Below are 15015 nucleotides of genomic sequence, written 5' to 3' on the forward strand. Positions count from 1 at the left end.
TGTCAGAGTGCAAACCAATATAATCTTTTACAGCAGTTAGACCGTCAATACCTTCAAATGAAGCTGTTAGGTTGCTGTAATACCCAACGCTACCACGCTTGCTGTTGTCGTAATCACCATAAACCTTGATATGAGGTTTTTCAGCTTTTACCCCCTTCTTAGCAAGTTCTGCTTTTTTCTTGTTGTACTCAGCAAGATCGCTTTCATATTTTGCTTGTTTTTTGTCATAATCAGCTTTTAAATCAGCGTTGTCCTTTTCAACCTTTTCATTGTAGGCTTTTTGATCTGCTACGTTTTTATTGTAGGCTTTTTGATCTGCTACGTTTTTATTGTAGGTAGCTTCTTTTTTAGCATTGTCTGCAAGAATAGCTTTATTTTCGGCTTTGGTATCAGCTTCTTTTTTAGCATTGTCTGCAAGAATAGCTTTATTTTCGGCTTCAATACGATTGACTTCTGCTTTATGATCCGTTACAGCTTTGTCATACGCTTCTTGTTTAGCCTTGTTTTCTTTTTCAATTACTTCACGTTCTTTAGTAGTTTTATCTACCTTAGAAGAATAATCATCAGTCACAGTTTTGACATCTTTTTCCTGTTTAGCATAATCAGCTTCAATTTCTTTTTGCTTTTCTGCTACTGTTTCAGAGGTTGCAACACCTTTGTCCTGAACAGCTCCAACTTCAACCTTTACACCTGCGTTTTTAGCTTCTGCTACAGCTTTGTCAAGCTTGTCATGAGAAATAGGAACTTCTACTTCTGTTTTCTTTTCTACAGCAACAGGCTTAGCAGTTGAAACTTCATCAGCCGATACAGTACCATTAAACGCCATACCTAACATAGCAAGCGCCAAGATTACTCCACAAGCTCCTGCAACTTTTGTTTTACGGATTGAACCATAAGCCTTATATTCATTTGATTTTAACATTTTTCTTTTCTCCTTTAATTAAAATAATTTCTTCTTGTAGAAGTAGCCAACCGCTGTCAACAACATTCCACCGATTGCAGCTAGAAAACTTTGTTCTGTTCCTGTGTTTGGAAGTGTTTTAAGTTTGCCTTCTTTATCAGTAACAGAGATAGTCTTATCTTCGTTGACAGTACCACCGACCTCTTCAGGAGCAACCACTGAACCATCTGAAAGAACGACGTTTCCGTCTTGGGTGCTAACAATTGACGCACCTGTATTTGTTTCAACAGGAGCTTTTGTCACATCATGAACTACTTGACCTGTTGCGGTTGAAGTCGTCCCAATTTGTGATTTTCCTTGTTCATTGGCCTCATCTGTTGTTTTTGGCTTTTCAGCTTTTGGCAATTCAGGTTGGACTTCTGGGGTGCCTTTGTTGGTTACTACCGCTTCAGAGAGCTCTGGTTGAATTGCAGGTTCACCTTTGTCACTTACTACCGCTTCAGAGAGCTCTGGTTGAATTGCAGGTTCACCTTTGTCACTTACTACTGCTTCAGAGAGCTCTGGTTGAATTGCAGGTTCACCTTTATCTGTAGTTGATGATGTATCTGGAGTTGTTGGATCAACTGGAGTAACTGAAGGTTCTGTTGGCTGAACTGCTGGAGCTTCTGTTTCTGTTGAAGCGCTAGGCGTTGTTGGCGTAACTACTTCTGTTGTTGGAGCTGAAGAGTCAATTGGTGCAAGTTCATCTGCTGATACATAACCAGCTTGTGCTAGTGCGATAGTTGAAAGTGCTAGTGTAGCTAATACTTGTTTCTTATTCATTTTCATTTTTCCTTTTCTTTATTTATTTTTCGGGTTATAACCTTTTCCAGTTAAACGAAGCTCCATTCCTGATGGTGTCTTAACTTTTCGAGCTATAACTTGAGCATCTCTCTTAATAGTGCGAATTTGATCATAAACCTTTTTATAAGGCAAATGAAATTCAACATCCCTTAAAAGGCCGTCTACATATCCTCTAGCCTGTTTGACTGCATAGTCTGGCTTCAGGATAAGGTCTGTACCGTCCTCTAAGCGAGCTGTCGCACCTCCTTGTTTTCCTAAAACTTTTAAGTCCTTTAGGCGGACGGTTATTTCATCTGTCATAGATTTCTCCTTGAAGTTGAAAGGCGAAAATTACGCCGTGCTGTGTAAAAACGTATTTTTACATCGGTATTTTATTCGCTGGGTTTATAGTCTAGGAACCCTTACTCCTTCAGCTTATGACCAGTGTCATGCTTTTTCGTTCAGTGGCTGGACTAGATATCCTTTTCTAGTTTGCTACTCGCCCCCGTTTCTTTTTTATCCATAGCCACGCTGTATCAGGGCAAGCCTTGTATTCAGTTTTCAAAGGTCTGTAGTTTAATGACTTCTCGGTCAATATAGATTTATCTGTACTAGGTTTGGTCCGATTCTGATCCTAACAGGTAGTCAATGGTTACCCCGAAATATTCTGCCACATTTTTGGCATTCTCCAGACTTATCTGACTATACCCTGTTTCCCAGTTAGATATGGTGTTGCGAAACACCCCTATCTGATCAGCCAAGGCTTGTTGTGATAATTTGGCTTTTTTTCGTAATTCTCTGATACGATTTTGTGTTTGTTTACTCACATCTACTTGTCTCCTTCATTATTTAAACTTGATGGTATTTCATCATCCATCAGAGGAGCATTCTTCAGCTCCAGCATGACAAGCCCTATTCCATAAGCTAAGATCAATAGTAAAGCCATTGTAACTAGTTTAAACATTACTATCCTCCTGATATCTTCCTTATTTTGTCCGATAAGTTATCTTCTTCACCCATCGAGGATTGATAGAAAACGGCGGAGTCGCTGATGGAAAATTCATACTCGCTCCTGTTCCAAATGAACTTGATACCAATTTTTCTAGTTCCTCTAAGTTGGAAGTGACGGAAATACTGTCTACCGTTTTATCAAAATACTCTACAATCATTTCAATCTCTTGAACTGGTTGAGAAGGTGTAGCCTTCACAGCTTGTAATCTGTTCATTCTCTCTTGGTTATTAAACAATCCCATGAAATCAATCCTCTTTCTGTTGCCATGATGAGAAAATTTGGCTGAGTTTCTCAGCTCTTTCTTTTTTCGGTAAATCAAAAACAGCTTTAGGAACCATGTAGATTTTCTCCTTCGGGCTACGACCTATCGTTAGCACTTTACCATCAATTGGTCTAAATTCATCTTTTAACATGTTTCAACTCCCTTAGACAATTCTGATAAATAGCTATTGAGTTTCGTCTCCGACAGTTTATCTGGATAATAGTATGCAATAAGACTAGGACACTCAGCAGGGGATTTTCTAGCATATTCACTTTGTCCTGATACCTCCATAAAGCCCTGTTCTTTTTCAATGAGTAAAGCCATCTTCCAAAAACGAATCATCATTTTGTAGAAGTAGGCTGGGACATTCTGGATTGATTTTCCTTCAGCCTCTCCTGTTTTAATTTTGAAAATCAATTTATCAAGCTCACGTTCAAGATCTTGCAGCCAAACCTCTCCATAAATTTCCTGACCAGCTAAGAGGTTGTTGTAATTCTTCTCAACTTGACGTTTCGATTGATAGATTTTATTTTCAAGAATTTTTGCATCTTTCCCAAACAAACTGAGTTTCTGAACTAGTTGAGTAGAAAGAAAACCATGTTGCCCCATTTTAAATGCTTCAGAGATTGATAAATCAGAAAGAGATGATTCGCTCTTGTATCGATTAGTATCGTAAAGAGTATCAATCTTACTCTTCTCTGTATTTATTCCGTCCGATTCGTGGACGTTTTGAAGTCCATTTTGCGGACGTCCGTTTTTGATACTTTCGCTATTACCAATGCTTTGGGGTACTTTTTCATATAGAACTTTACCAAAGGCATTAACCCTCTTCAGTAACTCACCATCAGCTGAATAGTGCTCCACTATTTCTAAATTAGCATCGACTAGCTGAAGATAAAGTCTATTCGGCTTATTGAGTCCCTGCCTAACTTCTCGTAAGAGACCATGTTCTTGTAGTTCTTTCTTGATCTTAGTAACCTTCATCTTTCCCTTATCCAATAGCAGCATCAGGTCAGAAACTGTAAAAATTAGAAAGACCGCTCCATTTTCATCAACGTAATCTCTATTTCCCTTCTGGAATGAACTGATACTTAATTTACAGCGATTATAAAGAGCGCCATAAGCTAACTTAGCATCAGATGAAAGACCCGTGTAAGAACTAGTCAATTTGACATAGCCGTTCTCATTGTGTTGAATACGGGTGAAAAAGATTTCTGGAATTTGATAAAAAGTTAGAGTGGCTAGTTGGTCAATCGTGATATCTGCCATTAGTAGCCTCCTACAACTTGTAATCTCAAGCCACCAGCTTCAGGAAAATAGACAAGATGAGTTTGTTCTAACTCTTCAATAGCTGCAATAGCACGGCTTTTAGTCCATCCCATTGTATTCATCAAATCTAAAATCATTACGTCTCTAGTCAACCTTGAGACCTTTGTTTGGTGTTGTTTCATAGGTAATCCTTTCTTGTCACAAACTAGTGTTAATTCACAGCTATATCATAATGGATAATGAGAAAATCTGTTTTAAAGGGACAATCAAATAAATTATAGAATCAAGGTATATAATTTATTTCCCTAAATATACCCCATCAATTCTGGATTAAACTCCAGAGTCAACCACAAGGCTTCATCCTGAGTCAATTGGCTAGTTTGTCCCCAAGTTCCATCTCTAGCTCTTCTGGAGTAAGGATAAGTGCCAAGCTCAATTCTAGGACATAATTCATGAATAACATCATCTTTCATAACTTCCCAAAGTAGACTAGAGGGCTTATAATAATAACCGTTTCCAAGCCAAACTCTATCGAGGTCATCGTATGGAGATACCTTTTCTTCAGAATTTCCTTCAGGGATACAATCAACCATATTTTCATTCTTATCAAGATCTATTACATCGAAAATTTCTAAGGAATCAATATCCATAACAATTTCAATATTATCTGACATTTTTTCTCCTTTCCTTAATTTTTGGCAACGAAAAAAGAGAGCGATTTTCTCACTCTCTCAAGTTATATGATATTTAATTTTTCACTTTCCCAAAACTCTAGACACTTAGACTAGAGATTTTTAGAAAAAAAAGCCTATTTTTTCAATAAAAATAGACTGTTTGCGAACGTTTGATAGATTTTGGATTTAGTTAATTCATTCTTAACGATGATTTTAAATTATATACAATTATATATACAAATTAAAAACATCTTTCTTTCACTTCCTACGACTTTTCAGGTACAGAAAACCAAAGAAGCTTTCATAGAGGGCAAAAAAGAGGAGGAAGGCATGAAGGAAGAAGGTCTCTGGCAAAATCAGAATCACTGGATCCTTGGCTGGATCAAAAAGCCAAGTATCATCTCCCACAAAGAGAATTTGATGGAAAAGAGTAAAGAATTGGTCAAAACCAATCAAAACTCCCCCAAGCCCAATCAGCAAAGGCAAAAGCACTAGAGCCAGAAGCCCTCTACTAAATAAAGATAAAAAGCCCTTTTTCACAATCCCTTTGACAAAGAAATAGAAGCTTGGTAGTGTCACTAGAGCAACTAGCTGAACCAAGTGAAAGAGGTTCTTAACCACTGCAAAGTGGTGCAGACCAGCTGCTGACGAACGAAAATCAGGCATCTGCAAGTCCTGACTAAAAGGATTGGTCAGGTAATTCATCAAGATATGAAAGTTGTACTGAATAGTTTCTGGTTTTAAATAGACCCTATCTGTTAAGTTAAGCCACTGAATTTCCAGAGGATAAAAAATCCAAGCCAAATAAATGGTCAAAAGGATTGAAAGAGAGAAGAGAAAGAGCATAGAGCTCCAAAAGGTCAGTTTAGTTTTCATCAAAATCCCACTCCGCAAGGCTAGAAACCACATGAGTCGGTGCGATTGGCAAGTCTGCCACTTCTTCTGCCTTGGTAAAACCTGTTGTCACCAAGAGCGTTGGAATGCCATTGTCAATCCCTGCTCGAATATCCGTCAGATAGTTGTCTCCAACCATAATCAACTCTTCACGTTCCAAACCTAAGTGCTCAACCGCCTTATCCATAATGATAGCATTTGGTTTTCCAATATAAACAGGCTTCACTCGTGTTGCTACTTCAAGCAGCGTAATCAGTGAACCAGCACCTGGCAAAAGACCGCGTTCTGTCGGGATGTTGAGGTCAGGATTGGTTCCGATAAAGTGAGCACCCTTTTGAATGGCAAGAGTTGCTGTGGCAAATTTTTCATAGTCAACTTGCCAGTCCAGGCCTACTACCACATAGGCCGGATTTTCCTTATCTTCCACATAACCAGCCGCCTTGATGGCTTCCTTGAGCCCTGCTTCTCCGATGACATAGACGGTCTTTTCAAGACCCAAGTCGTTCATATAGTCGATAGTCGCCAAAGTCGCTGTGTAGACAGTCGATAGAGGCGTATCAATATTAAAATTCTGAGCCAGCATCTCCTGAACACTCTCTGGAGTGCGGGTTGTATTGTTGGTCACAAAAAGATAGGGGATATCCCGCTTTTGCAATTCATGGACAAAAGCTTCTCCTGCTGGAATTCGATCCTTCCCCTTATAAATAGTTCCGTCTAAATCAATTAAATAGCCTTTATATTTCATATTTTTCTCTAATCCTTCTTCATTTCTTGCCAAGTGATGATGGCTTGAGCATTAGTCGCACCGTCGCTTGTAATCACATGCTTGCTTTCCAGTCCAGTCCGTTCAACAGACGATGTGATCACCCCACCTGGTCGAACTTCTTTGACATACTTGAGATTGATTTTCTTGGGAATATATTGGGTCAAAAAATCCGCTCCCATGACCTCAAAAATCCAGTCTAAGTATTTACTGTTATTGACATGACCATTCATATCTAAATCGTAAAAACGGATATGGTAATCCTTGCTGATTGGCTCTTCCAAGGACTCGTACTTCGGACCACGGATAAGTTTTTTATCAAACTCAGACTGGTAAGGGGCCACAATCTCAGGTTCAACAGCATGGACTTTTCGACTATCTCGGTCCATGAGAACAAAGGTCGCCATCATGTGGATGAGGTCCTGACCTGCTTCATCATAAATAGTAAAGCGACGGTAGCAAAAAAGTCTATTGTAGCTTAGGGCTTCCGTTTCGATAGTGATTTCTTCCGCAAAACGAGGCAAACGAGCCACCTCAATATCATAATCTGTGATAATCCAGACCAGATTATAGTTTTCCAAAATGGCCTTATCACTAACACCCAGTTCAATCGATTGCATCCCTGAAACTTGCAGGGACAGCAAAATCACATCTGGAAGCTTGATATGACCGTTCATATCAGCCATATCAAAAGGAATTTTCATTTTCATTTGATAAGTTAAGCCCATCATTCTACTCCAAAATAAATCGTTCTGCTACGGTGTCTCCTAAAAAGAGACCTCTCTTTGTCATGCGAACTCGGTCGCCCTCTATTTGCATGAGACCTTGTTGAACCAAGTCTCTGACAATTTCTCCATAAAGTCCATCAAAAGACTGTCCAAATTTTTCCTCAAATCGCGCCATAGAAACTCCTGATTTCTTGCGGAGTCCCAGAAACATCTCTTCTTCCATTCGCTCTTTTTGACTCAGGTGTTCTTCTGTGATGCGCGCATTGCCTTCCTCAACCGCATTTAGATAATGACGAATGGGACCATGATTCTTATAGCGCAACCCATTGACATAACCAGATGCCCCAGCACCGATGCCATAGTATTCAGCATTGTCCCAGTACATGAGATTGTGGCGACTTTCAAAACCAGGCTTTGAGAAATTGGAAATCTCATAATGCTCAAAACCAGCTCGCTCCAGCTCTGCGATGATATATTCAAACATCTCAGCTTCCAGTTCCTCCTTAGGCAGAGGCAATTTCCCTCGTCGCATACGGTTCATAAAGACCGTATGATTTTCTAAAATCAAGCTATACAGACTCATATGGGGAATATCAAGTCCAATGGCCTTAGCCACATTTTCCTTGACCTGCTCCATGGTCTGACCAGGCAGCGCATAAATCAAATCGATAGAGATATTATCAAAACCAGCCAGTTTCAGGCGGTCGATATTTTCATAAATATCCTTCTCCAAATGACTGCGCCCAATCTTTTTCAGCATCTTGTCATCAAAGGTCTGTACACCTAGCGAAACACGATTGACTGCCGAGTTCTTCAAAACAGCTATCTTATCCGCATCCAAATCGCCTGGATTGGCCTCAATGGTCAACTCTTCCAAGACTGACAAGTCCAAGTTTTTAGTCAAGCCCTTCAATAACACCTCCAGTTGCGAAGCTGACAGGGCTGTTGGTGTCCCGCCACCGATATAGAGAGTTCGCAACTTTTGAATATCATAAGATTGAAACTCTTCTAACAGATGTTCCAAATAACTATCTACCGGCTGATTTTTTATAAAGACCTTTGAAAAGTCACAATAATAACAAATCTGGGTACAAAACGGAATGTGCACATAGGCTGACGTTGGTTTTTTCTGCATAGTAATATTATTATACCACAAAGACAGGCTACGAGAAAAAAATCACCATCCCCAGACATATAGTCCGTCCAGAGATGGTGATGGTTTATTCTTCTGTTATATCAATAACAATCTCATCTGATTCATCAAGAGTTTCGGCCTTTTCTTGCCATTGCTCCTTGAGATTATTGAATCGATCTTTTGATGCTTCTGTCGCTTGACGAGCACATGATTTGGCTTGGGCAAGAACACTGTCCACAGTGATTTCACCTGACTCAACCTGTTCTTTGGTTTTAAGAACAAAATCTGTAGCCTGCTCCTTGACTTCTGTCAGTTTTTCACAGACCTGCTCCTTGGCATACTCTGGATCTTCTCTCAAATCATCTAGAAAATCTTGAGCTTGACTGCAAACTTGTTTGCCCTTGTCACTTGTTAAAAACAAGGCAAGAGCTGCACCTGAAACGGTCCCTAAAAGGATTGAGGATAGTTTACCCATAAGAATTCTCCTTTTTTATTTTTTGAAAAATTTACTTGCTACACGAAGAGCTGACAGACTTGCACCAGTCTTGAGTGTTTTTGAACCAGCTGATGAAGCTTTCTTGCTCAAGACACGCGCATGGTCATTGAGGTCTGAAACAGATAGAGATAAATCTGCAACAGCACTAAAGAGTGGATCAATTGTTGCCACCTTGACATTGATATCATCTGCCAAGACATTGACCTTAGATAGCAATTCATTGGTATGATGTAAGGTCACATCCACATCTGAAGTTAAGGTTTTAATCGTCTTCTCTGTTTCATCAATAACACGACCAAGCTTTTGTACCGTGATAATCAGATAGACCAAAAAGACAATCAAAGCAAGGGCTACAAGAATATATGCAACTTCTAACATTTAGTTTTCCTCCTCAGAAATATAGTAAGGGGCTTTCTTTCGATTTTGATATAGAATGATAAAAATACCGAGACCGATAAGGACAACTGATAGCCATTGAGACACTCGAAGTCCAAAGAACATGAGGCTATCTGTCCGCATGCCTTCGATGACCATTCGACCGAAACCATACCAAATCAAGTAGAAAGCAGTGATATGACCTCGTCTGAGACTCTTCCATTTTCGTCTAAAGATCAGAATCAAGGCAAAGCCAAGCAGATTCCATAGAGACTCGTAAAGGAAGGTCGGTTGACGGTAGCTTCCCTCAATATACATCTGGTCACGGATAAAGCCAGGTAGGTAATCCAGATTATCCACTGCTGCACCGTAGGCTTCTTGGTTAAAGAAATTGCCCCAGCGACCCAAACTTTGGGCAATCATGACGCTAGGCGCCGCAATGTCTAGAAAATCCCAAGTATTAATGAGTTTACGATCAGCAAAGATATAGAGTACAAGAGCCCCAGTAATCAAACCACCGTAAATGGCCAAACCACCATTCCAAATGGCAAAAATTTCTCCCAAGTTCTGACTATAGTAATCAAAACGGAAAATAACATAGTAGAGACGAGCTCCTAAAATAGCCAAAGGAAATGCTATCAAGATAAAATCTAAAATATCGTCTGGGATGATCTTCTTTCTAGGTGCTTCTTTCATGGTCAAATAAACCGCAAGAATCAAGCCTGTCACAATACACAGGGCATACCAACGAATGGCTAGAGGGCCTAGGTGAATAGCAATTGGATCAAGCATTAGGCACCTCGTTTTGAGCAATGAGTTTTGTCAAGCGTTCTTCGAACAAACGCGTCGCATCAAAGCCCATTTCCTTGGCACGATAATTCATGGCAGCAGCCTCAATCACGACAGAGATATTACGACCAGTTTTAACTGGAATGCGGATACGAGGAATGCCTACGCCAGAAATTTCTATTTCCTCGGCATTGTTTCCAAGACGATCAAAAGTCTTATGCGTATCGTAATTTTCCAAGTAAACAGCCAGCTGGACTTGTGAAGAATCCTTGACCGCACTCGCACCGTAGAGGCTCATAACATCGATAATCCCAACCCCACGAATTTCAATCAAGTGTTTCAAGATTTCAGCTGGTTCACCCCAAAGAGTAATCTCATCCTTGGCAAAGATATCGACACGGTCATCAGCTACCAAGCGGTGACCACGTTTTACAAGCTCTAAACCTGTCTCACTCTTACCGATACCGCTATCTCCCTGAATCAAGACACCCATCCCATAGATATCCATCAAGACACCGTGCACACTGGTACGTTCTGCCAAACGAGAATCCAGATAACTAGATAGCTCTCCAGACAAACGACTAGTAGCTGTACGACTGGTTAAAATAGCAATCTTACATTCTCTGGCTGCCTTTAGCATCTCCTCGGGAACCACCAAACCTCGAGCAACAATGACCGCAGGTGTCTCAGGTAGAAACATTTTTTTCAAGACTTGGTAACGATTGTGAGAGGACATCGAAACAAGATAGGACCACTCCTTCATTCCCAAGAGCTGGATTCGCTCTGGCGTGTAGTAGTCAAAATATCCTGTCATTTCAAGACCAGGTCGCGTAATGTCCGCTGTATTGATTTCCTTTTCAAGTAATTCTGGTTCGCCATAGACAATGTCTAGTCTAAGCTTTTCAATCACTTCTTTTACTAAAACCGACATCATTTCCTCCTTCAAATGAGTTCTTCTTTCTATTATATCAAATTGTAGGAGGATATTTCAGATTTTTGCAGGCTTTGAAGTATTTATTTATACTCAATGAAAATCAAAGAACAAACTAGGAAACTAGCCGCAGGTTGCTCAAAGCACTGCTTTGAGGTTATAGATAAGACTGACGAAGTCAGTCACATATATAATCCAAGGCGACGTTGACGTGGTTTGAAGAGATTTTCGAAGAGTATTAAAAGAAAAAGGACTAGATTTCTCTAGCCTTTCATTTCTAATTAGAATTTTTTACGTTTACGAGCTGCTTCTGATTTACGTTTACGTTTTACAGAAGGTTTTTCATAGAATTCACGTTTGCGTGTTTCTTGAAGAGTACCAGCTTTAGTAACCGCACGTTTGAAACGACGAAGTGCGTCGTCAAGAGATTCATTCTTACGTACTACTGTTTTAGACATTTTTTTCACTCCCTTCAAGTTCAAGATCTATTCTATTTTACACGTAAAAGGAATAATTGTCAAGAGGAAACTAAGTTTTTTATTCTTCATAATGATTAATAATATAGTTCACCATCTCCTCCATATCTGCTTCAGATAAAGGTAATTCCCAGTTTGTTGTTTCCATTTTAAGAAAAGCATCACTGACTTTCAGTTCGTTGTCTGGTTCCCCATCTTTATTATCTAATTCCTCATCTTTCCAGAATATGATACCTATCCGATCATATAAGACATGAATATTATGACTATTTGGATCAATATCAAAAGACTGTAAAGAGATTAAGATTTCATTTCCTTTATAAGACAAATCAATATACATGTGATTTGATAAATCATACGGTCTAGATAAAGTACCTCCTGATGAGTAATTTGGTTTTCCACATCCTCCACTTGTCTTTACAAATGTATCAGTGCCATCTTTCTCTTTTAAAAATACTAAGTTTCCATCATTATCTTTCTTATTTAGAAGAAAGTCTATTATACTTTCTCTTTCTTCCGTTCTAGCACTCTTATACGCTTCTTTTATTTTTAGAAATTCTTCTTTATTCATGTGTCCTCCTATCGTAATGTTGAAGTTTTATATGTCTAAAACTACTTACTCCAAAGAGCAAGTAGTTGCTTTTTTATTTTTCTAACAAGCTGAGCGCTTCAGCATCTGCAATAATCGTCACATCAGGGTGGTTTTGTAGGCTACTTGCTGGGAGGTTCTCAGTCACTGGGCCTGATACTGTTCCAGCAATGGCTTCTGCTTTCGACTCACCGTAAGCAAAGAGAAGGATTGACTTGGCATCCAAGATGTTTTTAATTCCCATTGAAATGGCTTGAGTTGGAACATCTTCAATCTTGTCAAAGAAGCGCGCATTGGCTTCAATAGTAGACTGGTCAAGTTCTACTAGATGCGTTTGACTGTCAAATGAAGTACCAGGCTCATTAAATCCGATATGTCCATTGCGACCGATTCCCAAGATTTGGAGGTCCACTGGATGGTCAGCCAAAATTTGGTTGTAGCGTTTAACTTCAGCTTCAGCATTGTCCTTAACCCCACGAGGCAAGAAACTTTCTTTAAATGGTTTTTGGTTGAACAAGTTTTCTTGCATGAAGTAACGGTAAGACTGTGGATTGTCTCCATCAAGTCCTACATACTCATCAAGGTTGACACTGGTTAGATTTGAAAAATCAAGGTCACTTTCCACAATTTCCTTGTAAAATTCAAGTGGGCTACTTCCTGTCGCAAGTCCTAGGGTTTGAGCTCCATTGGCCAATTTTTCCTTCAAAATCTCGAAAGCAACTTTTCCACCTTCGATTTGGTTTTCAACTTTAATGACTTTCATCTTTTCATCCTCCATTTTAATCTATATTTATTATATGGTATAGACCAATTTCTGTCAAGTGAAAACGATTTAATTTCTAAAAAAAGAGCGACTATACTTGAAACATGTTATAATGGATAGGATTAGAACTTAGAAAGAATGAACAGATATATGAATACAGCTGATTTTGATTTCCACTTACCCGAGGAATTGATTGCCCAAACGCCTCTTGAAAAACGAGATGCCTCTAAACTCCTCATCGTCAACCGTGAGACGGGAGAAATGCAGGATAAACACTTCCACTCTATTATTGATATGCTGGAACCTGGTGATGCCCTCGTTATGAACGACACCCGCGTTCTACCTGCCCGCCTCTATGGTCAAAAGGAAGAAACAGGAGGCCATGTGGAACTGCTCCTACTCAAAAATACTGCTAGGGATGAGTGGGAAGTTCTGGCTAAACCTGCCAAACGCCTCAAGATTGGTACTCGTGTCAGCTTTGGTGATGGTCGCCTCAGCGCTATCGTTACGGAAGAATTGACCCACGGGGGCCGCATTGTCCGCTTTGAATACCAAGGAATTTTCCTAGAAGTTTTGGAAAGTCTGGGAGAAATGCCATTACCACCTTATATCCACGAAAAACTGGATGACCGTGAACGTTATCAAACCGTTTACGCCAAGGAAAGTGGCTCTGCTGCAGCACCTACTGCTGGACTGCACTTTACCAAAGAACTGCTGGCAGAAATCCAAGCTAAAGGAGTTCATCTGGTTTATCTGACTCTTCATGTCGGGCTCGGAACCTTTAGACCAGTTTCTGTTGACAATCTGGACGAACATGAAATGCACTCAGAATTCTACCAACTTTCTGAGGAAGCGGCTGCCACTCTTCGCTCTGTTAAGGAAAATGGTGGTCGTGTTATTGCTGTCGGAACCACTTCTATCCGCACCTTGGAAACTATTGGTTCCAAGTTTGATGGACAAATCCAAGCAGATTCTGGCTGGACCAATATCTTTATCAAACCTGGCTATGAATGGAAGGTCGTGGATGCCTTTTCAACCAACTTCCACCTGCCAAAATCAACTCTGGTTATGCTGGTTTCTGCCTTTGCAGGCCGTGAATTGGTCTTAGATGCCTACCAACATGCCATTCAAGAACACTATCGCTTCTTTAGTTTTGGCGATGCCATGTTTATCTATTAATTTTCACAATCAAAAAAGCGCATATTATCAAGGTTTTATAAAGCCTGATAATATGCGTTTTGTAATGGATAAAAAATGAGTTAATTTATTCTAAAGCTCGGATCTTTCAAACTCTGGACACTGGCATTGATCACCGCTCCGACAATTAAAATCTTAGCGATGAGAATAAACCAGAACATCATGACCACCACGACGACGGAACTGAAAAAACGCACGTCCACTAGGTGATTGACATAATTGTTAATATAGACTGAAAAGATATTGAGCAGTAAGGCCAGAGTCAACAAGACAAAGGCACTTCCTGGCAATACATGTCGAATTCGTCGCACCTTAACATTTGGCAGGAAATAATAAAGCATGACCAAGATTGCAAAAATCAAGGCATAGACCAAAGGGCCTGTTAGGTCTTGCAGATAATCAAAGAGAGGACTATCCGATTGCCAGTAGCTTTTGATAAGGTTGAGGAGCATGCGACCAAAGACACTCAGAAAGAGAGCTAAAGCAAAGAGAATCTGCAGACCAAAACTGACAAACAAACTCATGAGCTGATGAGAAATCATTCCACGATTTTTAGCTACTCCGTAAGCTTTATTAAAGGCTTTCTGCAAGAAGTTCATGGATTTTGAAAAGGTCCAGAGGGCTGACAAAACCGCAAAACTCAACAAACCCGTTGAAGGTTGGGTCAGCACCTCTGTAATAATCTTTGCGACCACATCATAAACCGTATCTGGCAAGAATTCACTGACAACCTTTAAAAAATTGGAAACTGGAATCTGAAAATAAGGGAGGATATTGACCATCACCAAAAGCAGGGGAAAAATCGAAACCAACCAATAGTAGGCTACTGCGACACTGGTCAACTCACTATCTGATGCTTGATAATAATGCAAAAAGGCTTTTAATAAAGGCTTGTCTATCAACTCTTTCCACCACTTTTTCATGTCACACTCCTTCACT

The 15015-nt window shown here is 39.9% G+C and carries 22 protein-coding genes and 1 pseudogene; 1 reads left to right on the plus strand and 22 read right to left on the minus strand.

Going from position 1 to position 15015, the window contains the following annotated elements:
- From N5909_RS09295 to N5909_RS09395, 21 genes and pseudogenes are all read right to left on the minus strand, one after another.
- Positions 1-922 (minus strand): annotated as a pseudogene (locus N5909_RS09295) (cell wall anchor protein); the annotation flags it as partial.
- A gap of 18 nt (positions 923-940) precedes the next feature.
- The gene (locus N5909_RS09300; protein WP_033681023.1) at positions 941-1723 is read right to left on the minus strand and encodes an LPXTG cell wall anchor domain-containing protein; all 783 of its coding nucleotides are present in this window, start codon (positions 1721-1723) and stop codon (positions 941-943) included.
- A gap of 18 nt (positions 1724-1741) precedes the next feature.
- A complete protein-coding gene (locus N5909_RS09305) occupies positions 1742-2044 on the minus strand; it encodes a hypothetical protein (protein WP_033681022.1) in 303 nt (100 codons plus the stop codon).
- A 290-nt stretch (positions 2045-2334) separates the two neighbouring features.
- Positions 2335-2550 carry a helix-turn-helix transcriptional regulator gene (locus N5909_RS09310; protein ID WP_033681021.1) on the minus strand — a complete coding sequence of 72 codons (216 nt, stop codon included), beginning with the start codon at positions 2548-2550 and terminating at the stop codon, positions 2335-2337.
- Between the two features lie 2 nt (positions 2551-2552).
- The gene (locus tag N5909_RS09315) at positions 2553-2687 is read right to left on the minus strand and encodes a hypothetical protein (protein WP_265182510.1); all 135 of its coding nucleotides are present in this window, start codon (positions 2685-2687) and stop codon (positions 2553-2555) included.
- A 22-nt stretch (positions 2688-2709) separates the two neighbouring features.
- On the minus strand, positions 2710-2976 hold the full coding sequence (locus N5909_RS09320; RefSeq protein ID WP_033681019.1) for a hypothetical protein: 267 nt from the start codon (positions 2974-2976) through the stop codon (positions 2710-2712).
- 4 nt (positions 2977-2980) lie between these two features.
- Complete coding sequence (locus tag N5909_RS09325) at positions 2981-3148, minus strand: hypothetical protein (RefSeq protein WP_000910110.1); 168 nt, start codon at positions 3146-3148, stop codon at positions 2981-2983.
- Positions 3142-4266: a replication initiator protein A gene (locus N5909_RS09330; RefSeq protein WP_033681018.1), complete on the minus strand. Its 1125-nt coding sequence runs from the start codon at positions 4264-4266 to the stop codon at positions 3142-3144. The genes N5909_RS09325 and N5909_RS09330 overlap by 7 nt, the downstream gene beginning before the upstream one ends.
- Positions 4266-4448 carry a hypothetical protein gene (locus tag N5909_RS09335; RefSeq protein WP_009729741.1) on the minus strand — a complete coding sequence of 61 codons (183 nt, stop codon included), beginning with the start codon at positions 4446-4448 and terminating at the stop codon, positions 4266-4268. Before N5909_RS09335 ends, N5909_RS09330 begins: the two co-directional genes overlap by 1 nt.
- Positions 4449-4571: 123 nt before the next feature.
- Positions 4572-4940, minus strand: a complete 369-nt coding sequence (locus N5909_RS09340; RefSeq protein ID WP_033681017.1) for a hypothetical protein — start codon at positions 4938-4940, stop codon at positions 4572-4574.
- Positions 4941-5198: 258 nt separating this feature from the next.
- The gene (locus N5909_RS09345) at positions 5199-5816 is read right to left on the minus strand and encodes a TIGR01906 family membrane protein (RefSeq protein WP_033681603.1); all 618 of its coding nucleotides are present in this window, start codon (positions 5814-5816) and stop codon (positions 5199-5201) included.
- Positions 5806-6579 (minus strand): TIGR01457 family HAD-type hydrolase, encoded by a 774-nt coding sequence (locus N5909_RS09350; RefSeq protein ID WP_033681602.1) that lies wholly within the window; start codon positions 6577-6579, stop codon positions 5806-5808. Before N5909_RS09350 ends, N5909_RS09345 begins: the two co-directional genes overlap by 11 nt.
- Before the next feature lie 8 nt (positions 6580-6587).
- Positions 6588-7325 carry an acyl-[acyl-carrier-protein] thioesterase gene (locus N5909_RS09355; RefSeq protein ID WP_033682020.1) on the minus strand — a complete coding sequence of 246 codons (738 nt, stop codon included), beginning with the start codon at positions 7323-7325 and terminating at the stop codon, positions 6588-6590.
- Positions 7326-7329: 4 nt separating this feature from the next.
- Positions 7330-8460: a radical SAM family heme chaperone HemW gene (hemW, locus tag N5909_RS09360; protein WP_033682017.1), complete on the minus strand. Its 1131-nt coding sequence runs from the start codon at positions 8458-8460 to the stop codon at positions 7330-7332.
- Positions 8461-8545: 85 nt separating this feature from the next.
- Positions 8546-8935, minus strand: coding sequence for a YtxH domain-containing protein (locus tag N5909_RS09365; RefSeq protein ID WP_033681601.1), 390 nt, complete (start codon positions 8933-8935; stop codon positions 8546-8548).
- Positions 8936-8950: 15 nt separating this feature from the next.
- Positions 8951-9334, minus strand: coding sequence for a DUF948 domain-containing protein (locus N5909_RS09370; RefSeq protein WP_000895046.1), 384 nt, complete (start codon positions 9332-9334; stop codon positions 8951-8953).
- Entirely contained in the window at positions 9335-10123 is a 789-nt protein-coding gene (gene lgt, locus N5909_RS09375; RefSeq protein ID WP_000886651.1) for a prolipoprotein diacylglyceryl transferase, read from the minus strand.
- Entirely contained in the window at positions 10116-11051 is a 936-nt protein-coding gene (gene hprK / locus N5909_RS09380; protein WP_033681600.1) for an HPr(Ser) kinase/phosphatase, read from the minus strand. The genes lgt and hprK overlap by 8 nt, the downstream gene beginning before the upstream one ends.
- A gap of 281 nt (positions 11052-11332) precedes the next feature.
- Complete coding sequence (gene rpsU / locus N5909_RS09385) at positions 11333-11509, minus strand: 30S ribosomal protein S21 (protein WP_000048054.1); 177 nt, start codon at positions 11507-11509, stop codon at positions 11333-11335.
- 79 nt (positions 11510-11588) lie between these two features.
- Complete coding sequence (locus N5909_RS09390; RefSeq protein WP_033681599.1) at positions 11589-12098, minus strand: hypothetical protein; 510 nt, start codon at positions 12096-12098, stop codon at positions 11589-11591.
- Between the two features lie 73 nt (positions 12099-12171).
- Positions 12172-12879: a glucosamine-6-phosphate deaminase gene (locus tag N5909_RS09395; protein ID WP_033681598.1), complete on the minus strand. Its 708-nt coding sequence runs from the start codon at positions 12877-12879 to the stop codon at positions 12172-12174.
- Positions 12880-13029: 150 nt separating this feature from the next.
- On the opposite strand from N5909_RS09395, the gene queA reads away from it, so the two are divergent.
- Positions 13030-14058, plus strand: coding sequence for a tRNA preQ1(34) S-adenosylmethionine ribosyltransferase-isomerase QueA (gene queA, locus N5909_RS09400; RefSeq protein ID WP_033681597.1), 1029 nt, complete (start codon positions 13030-13032; stop codon positions 14056-14058).
- Between the two features lie 80 nt (positions 14059-14138).
- Here queA and N5909_RS09405 read toward each other — a convergent pair whose 3' ends face one another.
- A complete protein-coding gene (locus N5909_RS09405) occupies positions 14139-14999 on the minus strand; it encodes a YihY/virulence factor BrkB family protein (RefSeq protein WP_033681596.1) in 861 nt (286 codons plus the stop codon).
- Between the last annotated feature and the right edge of the window lie 16 nt (positions 15000-15015).

This window comes from Streptococcus gwangjuensis (assembly GCF_028156745.1).
Classification (GTDB): Bacteria; Bacillota; Bacilli; order Lactobacillales; family Streptococcaceae; genus Streptococcus; species Streptococcus gwangjuense_A.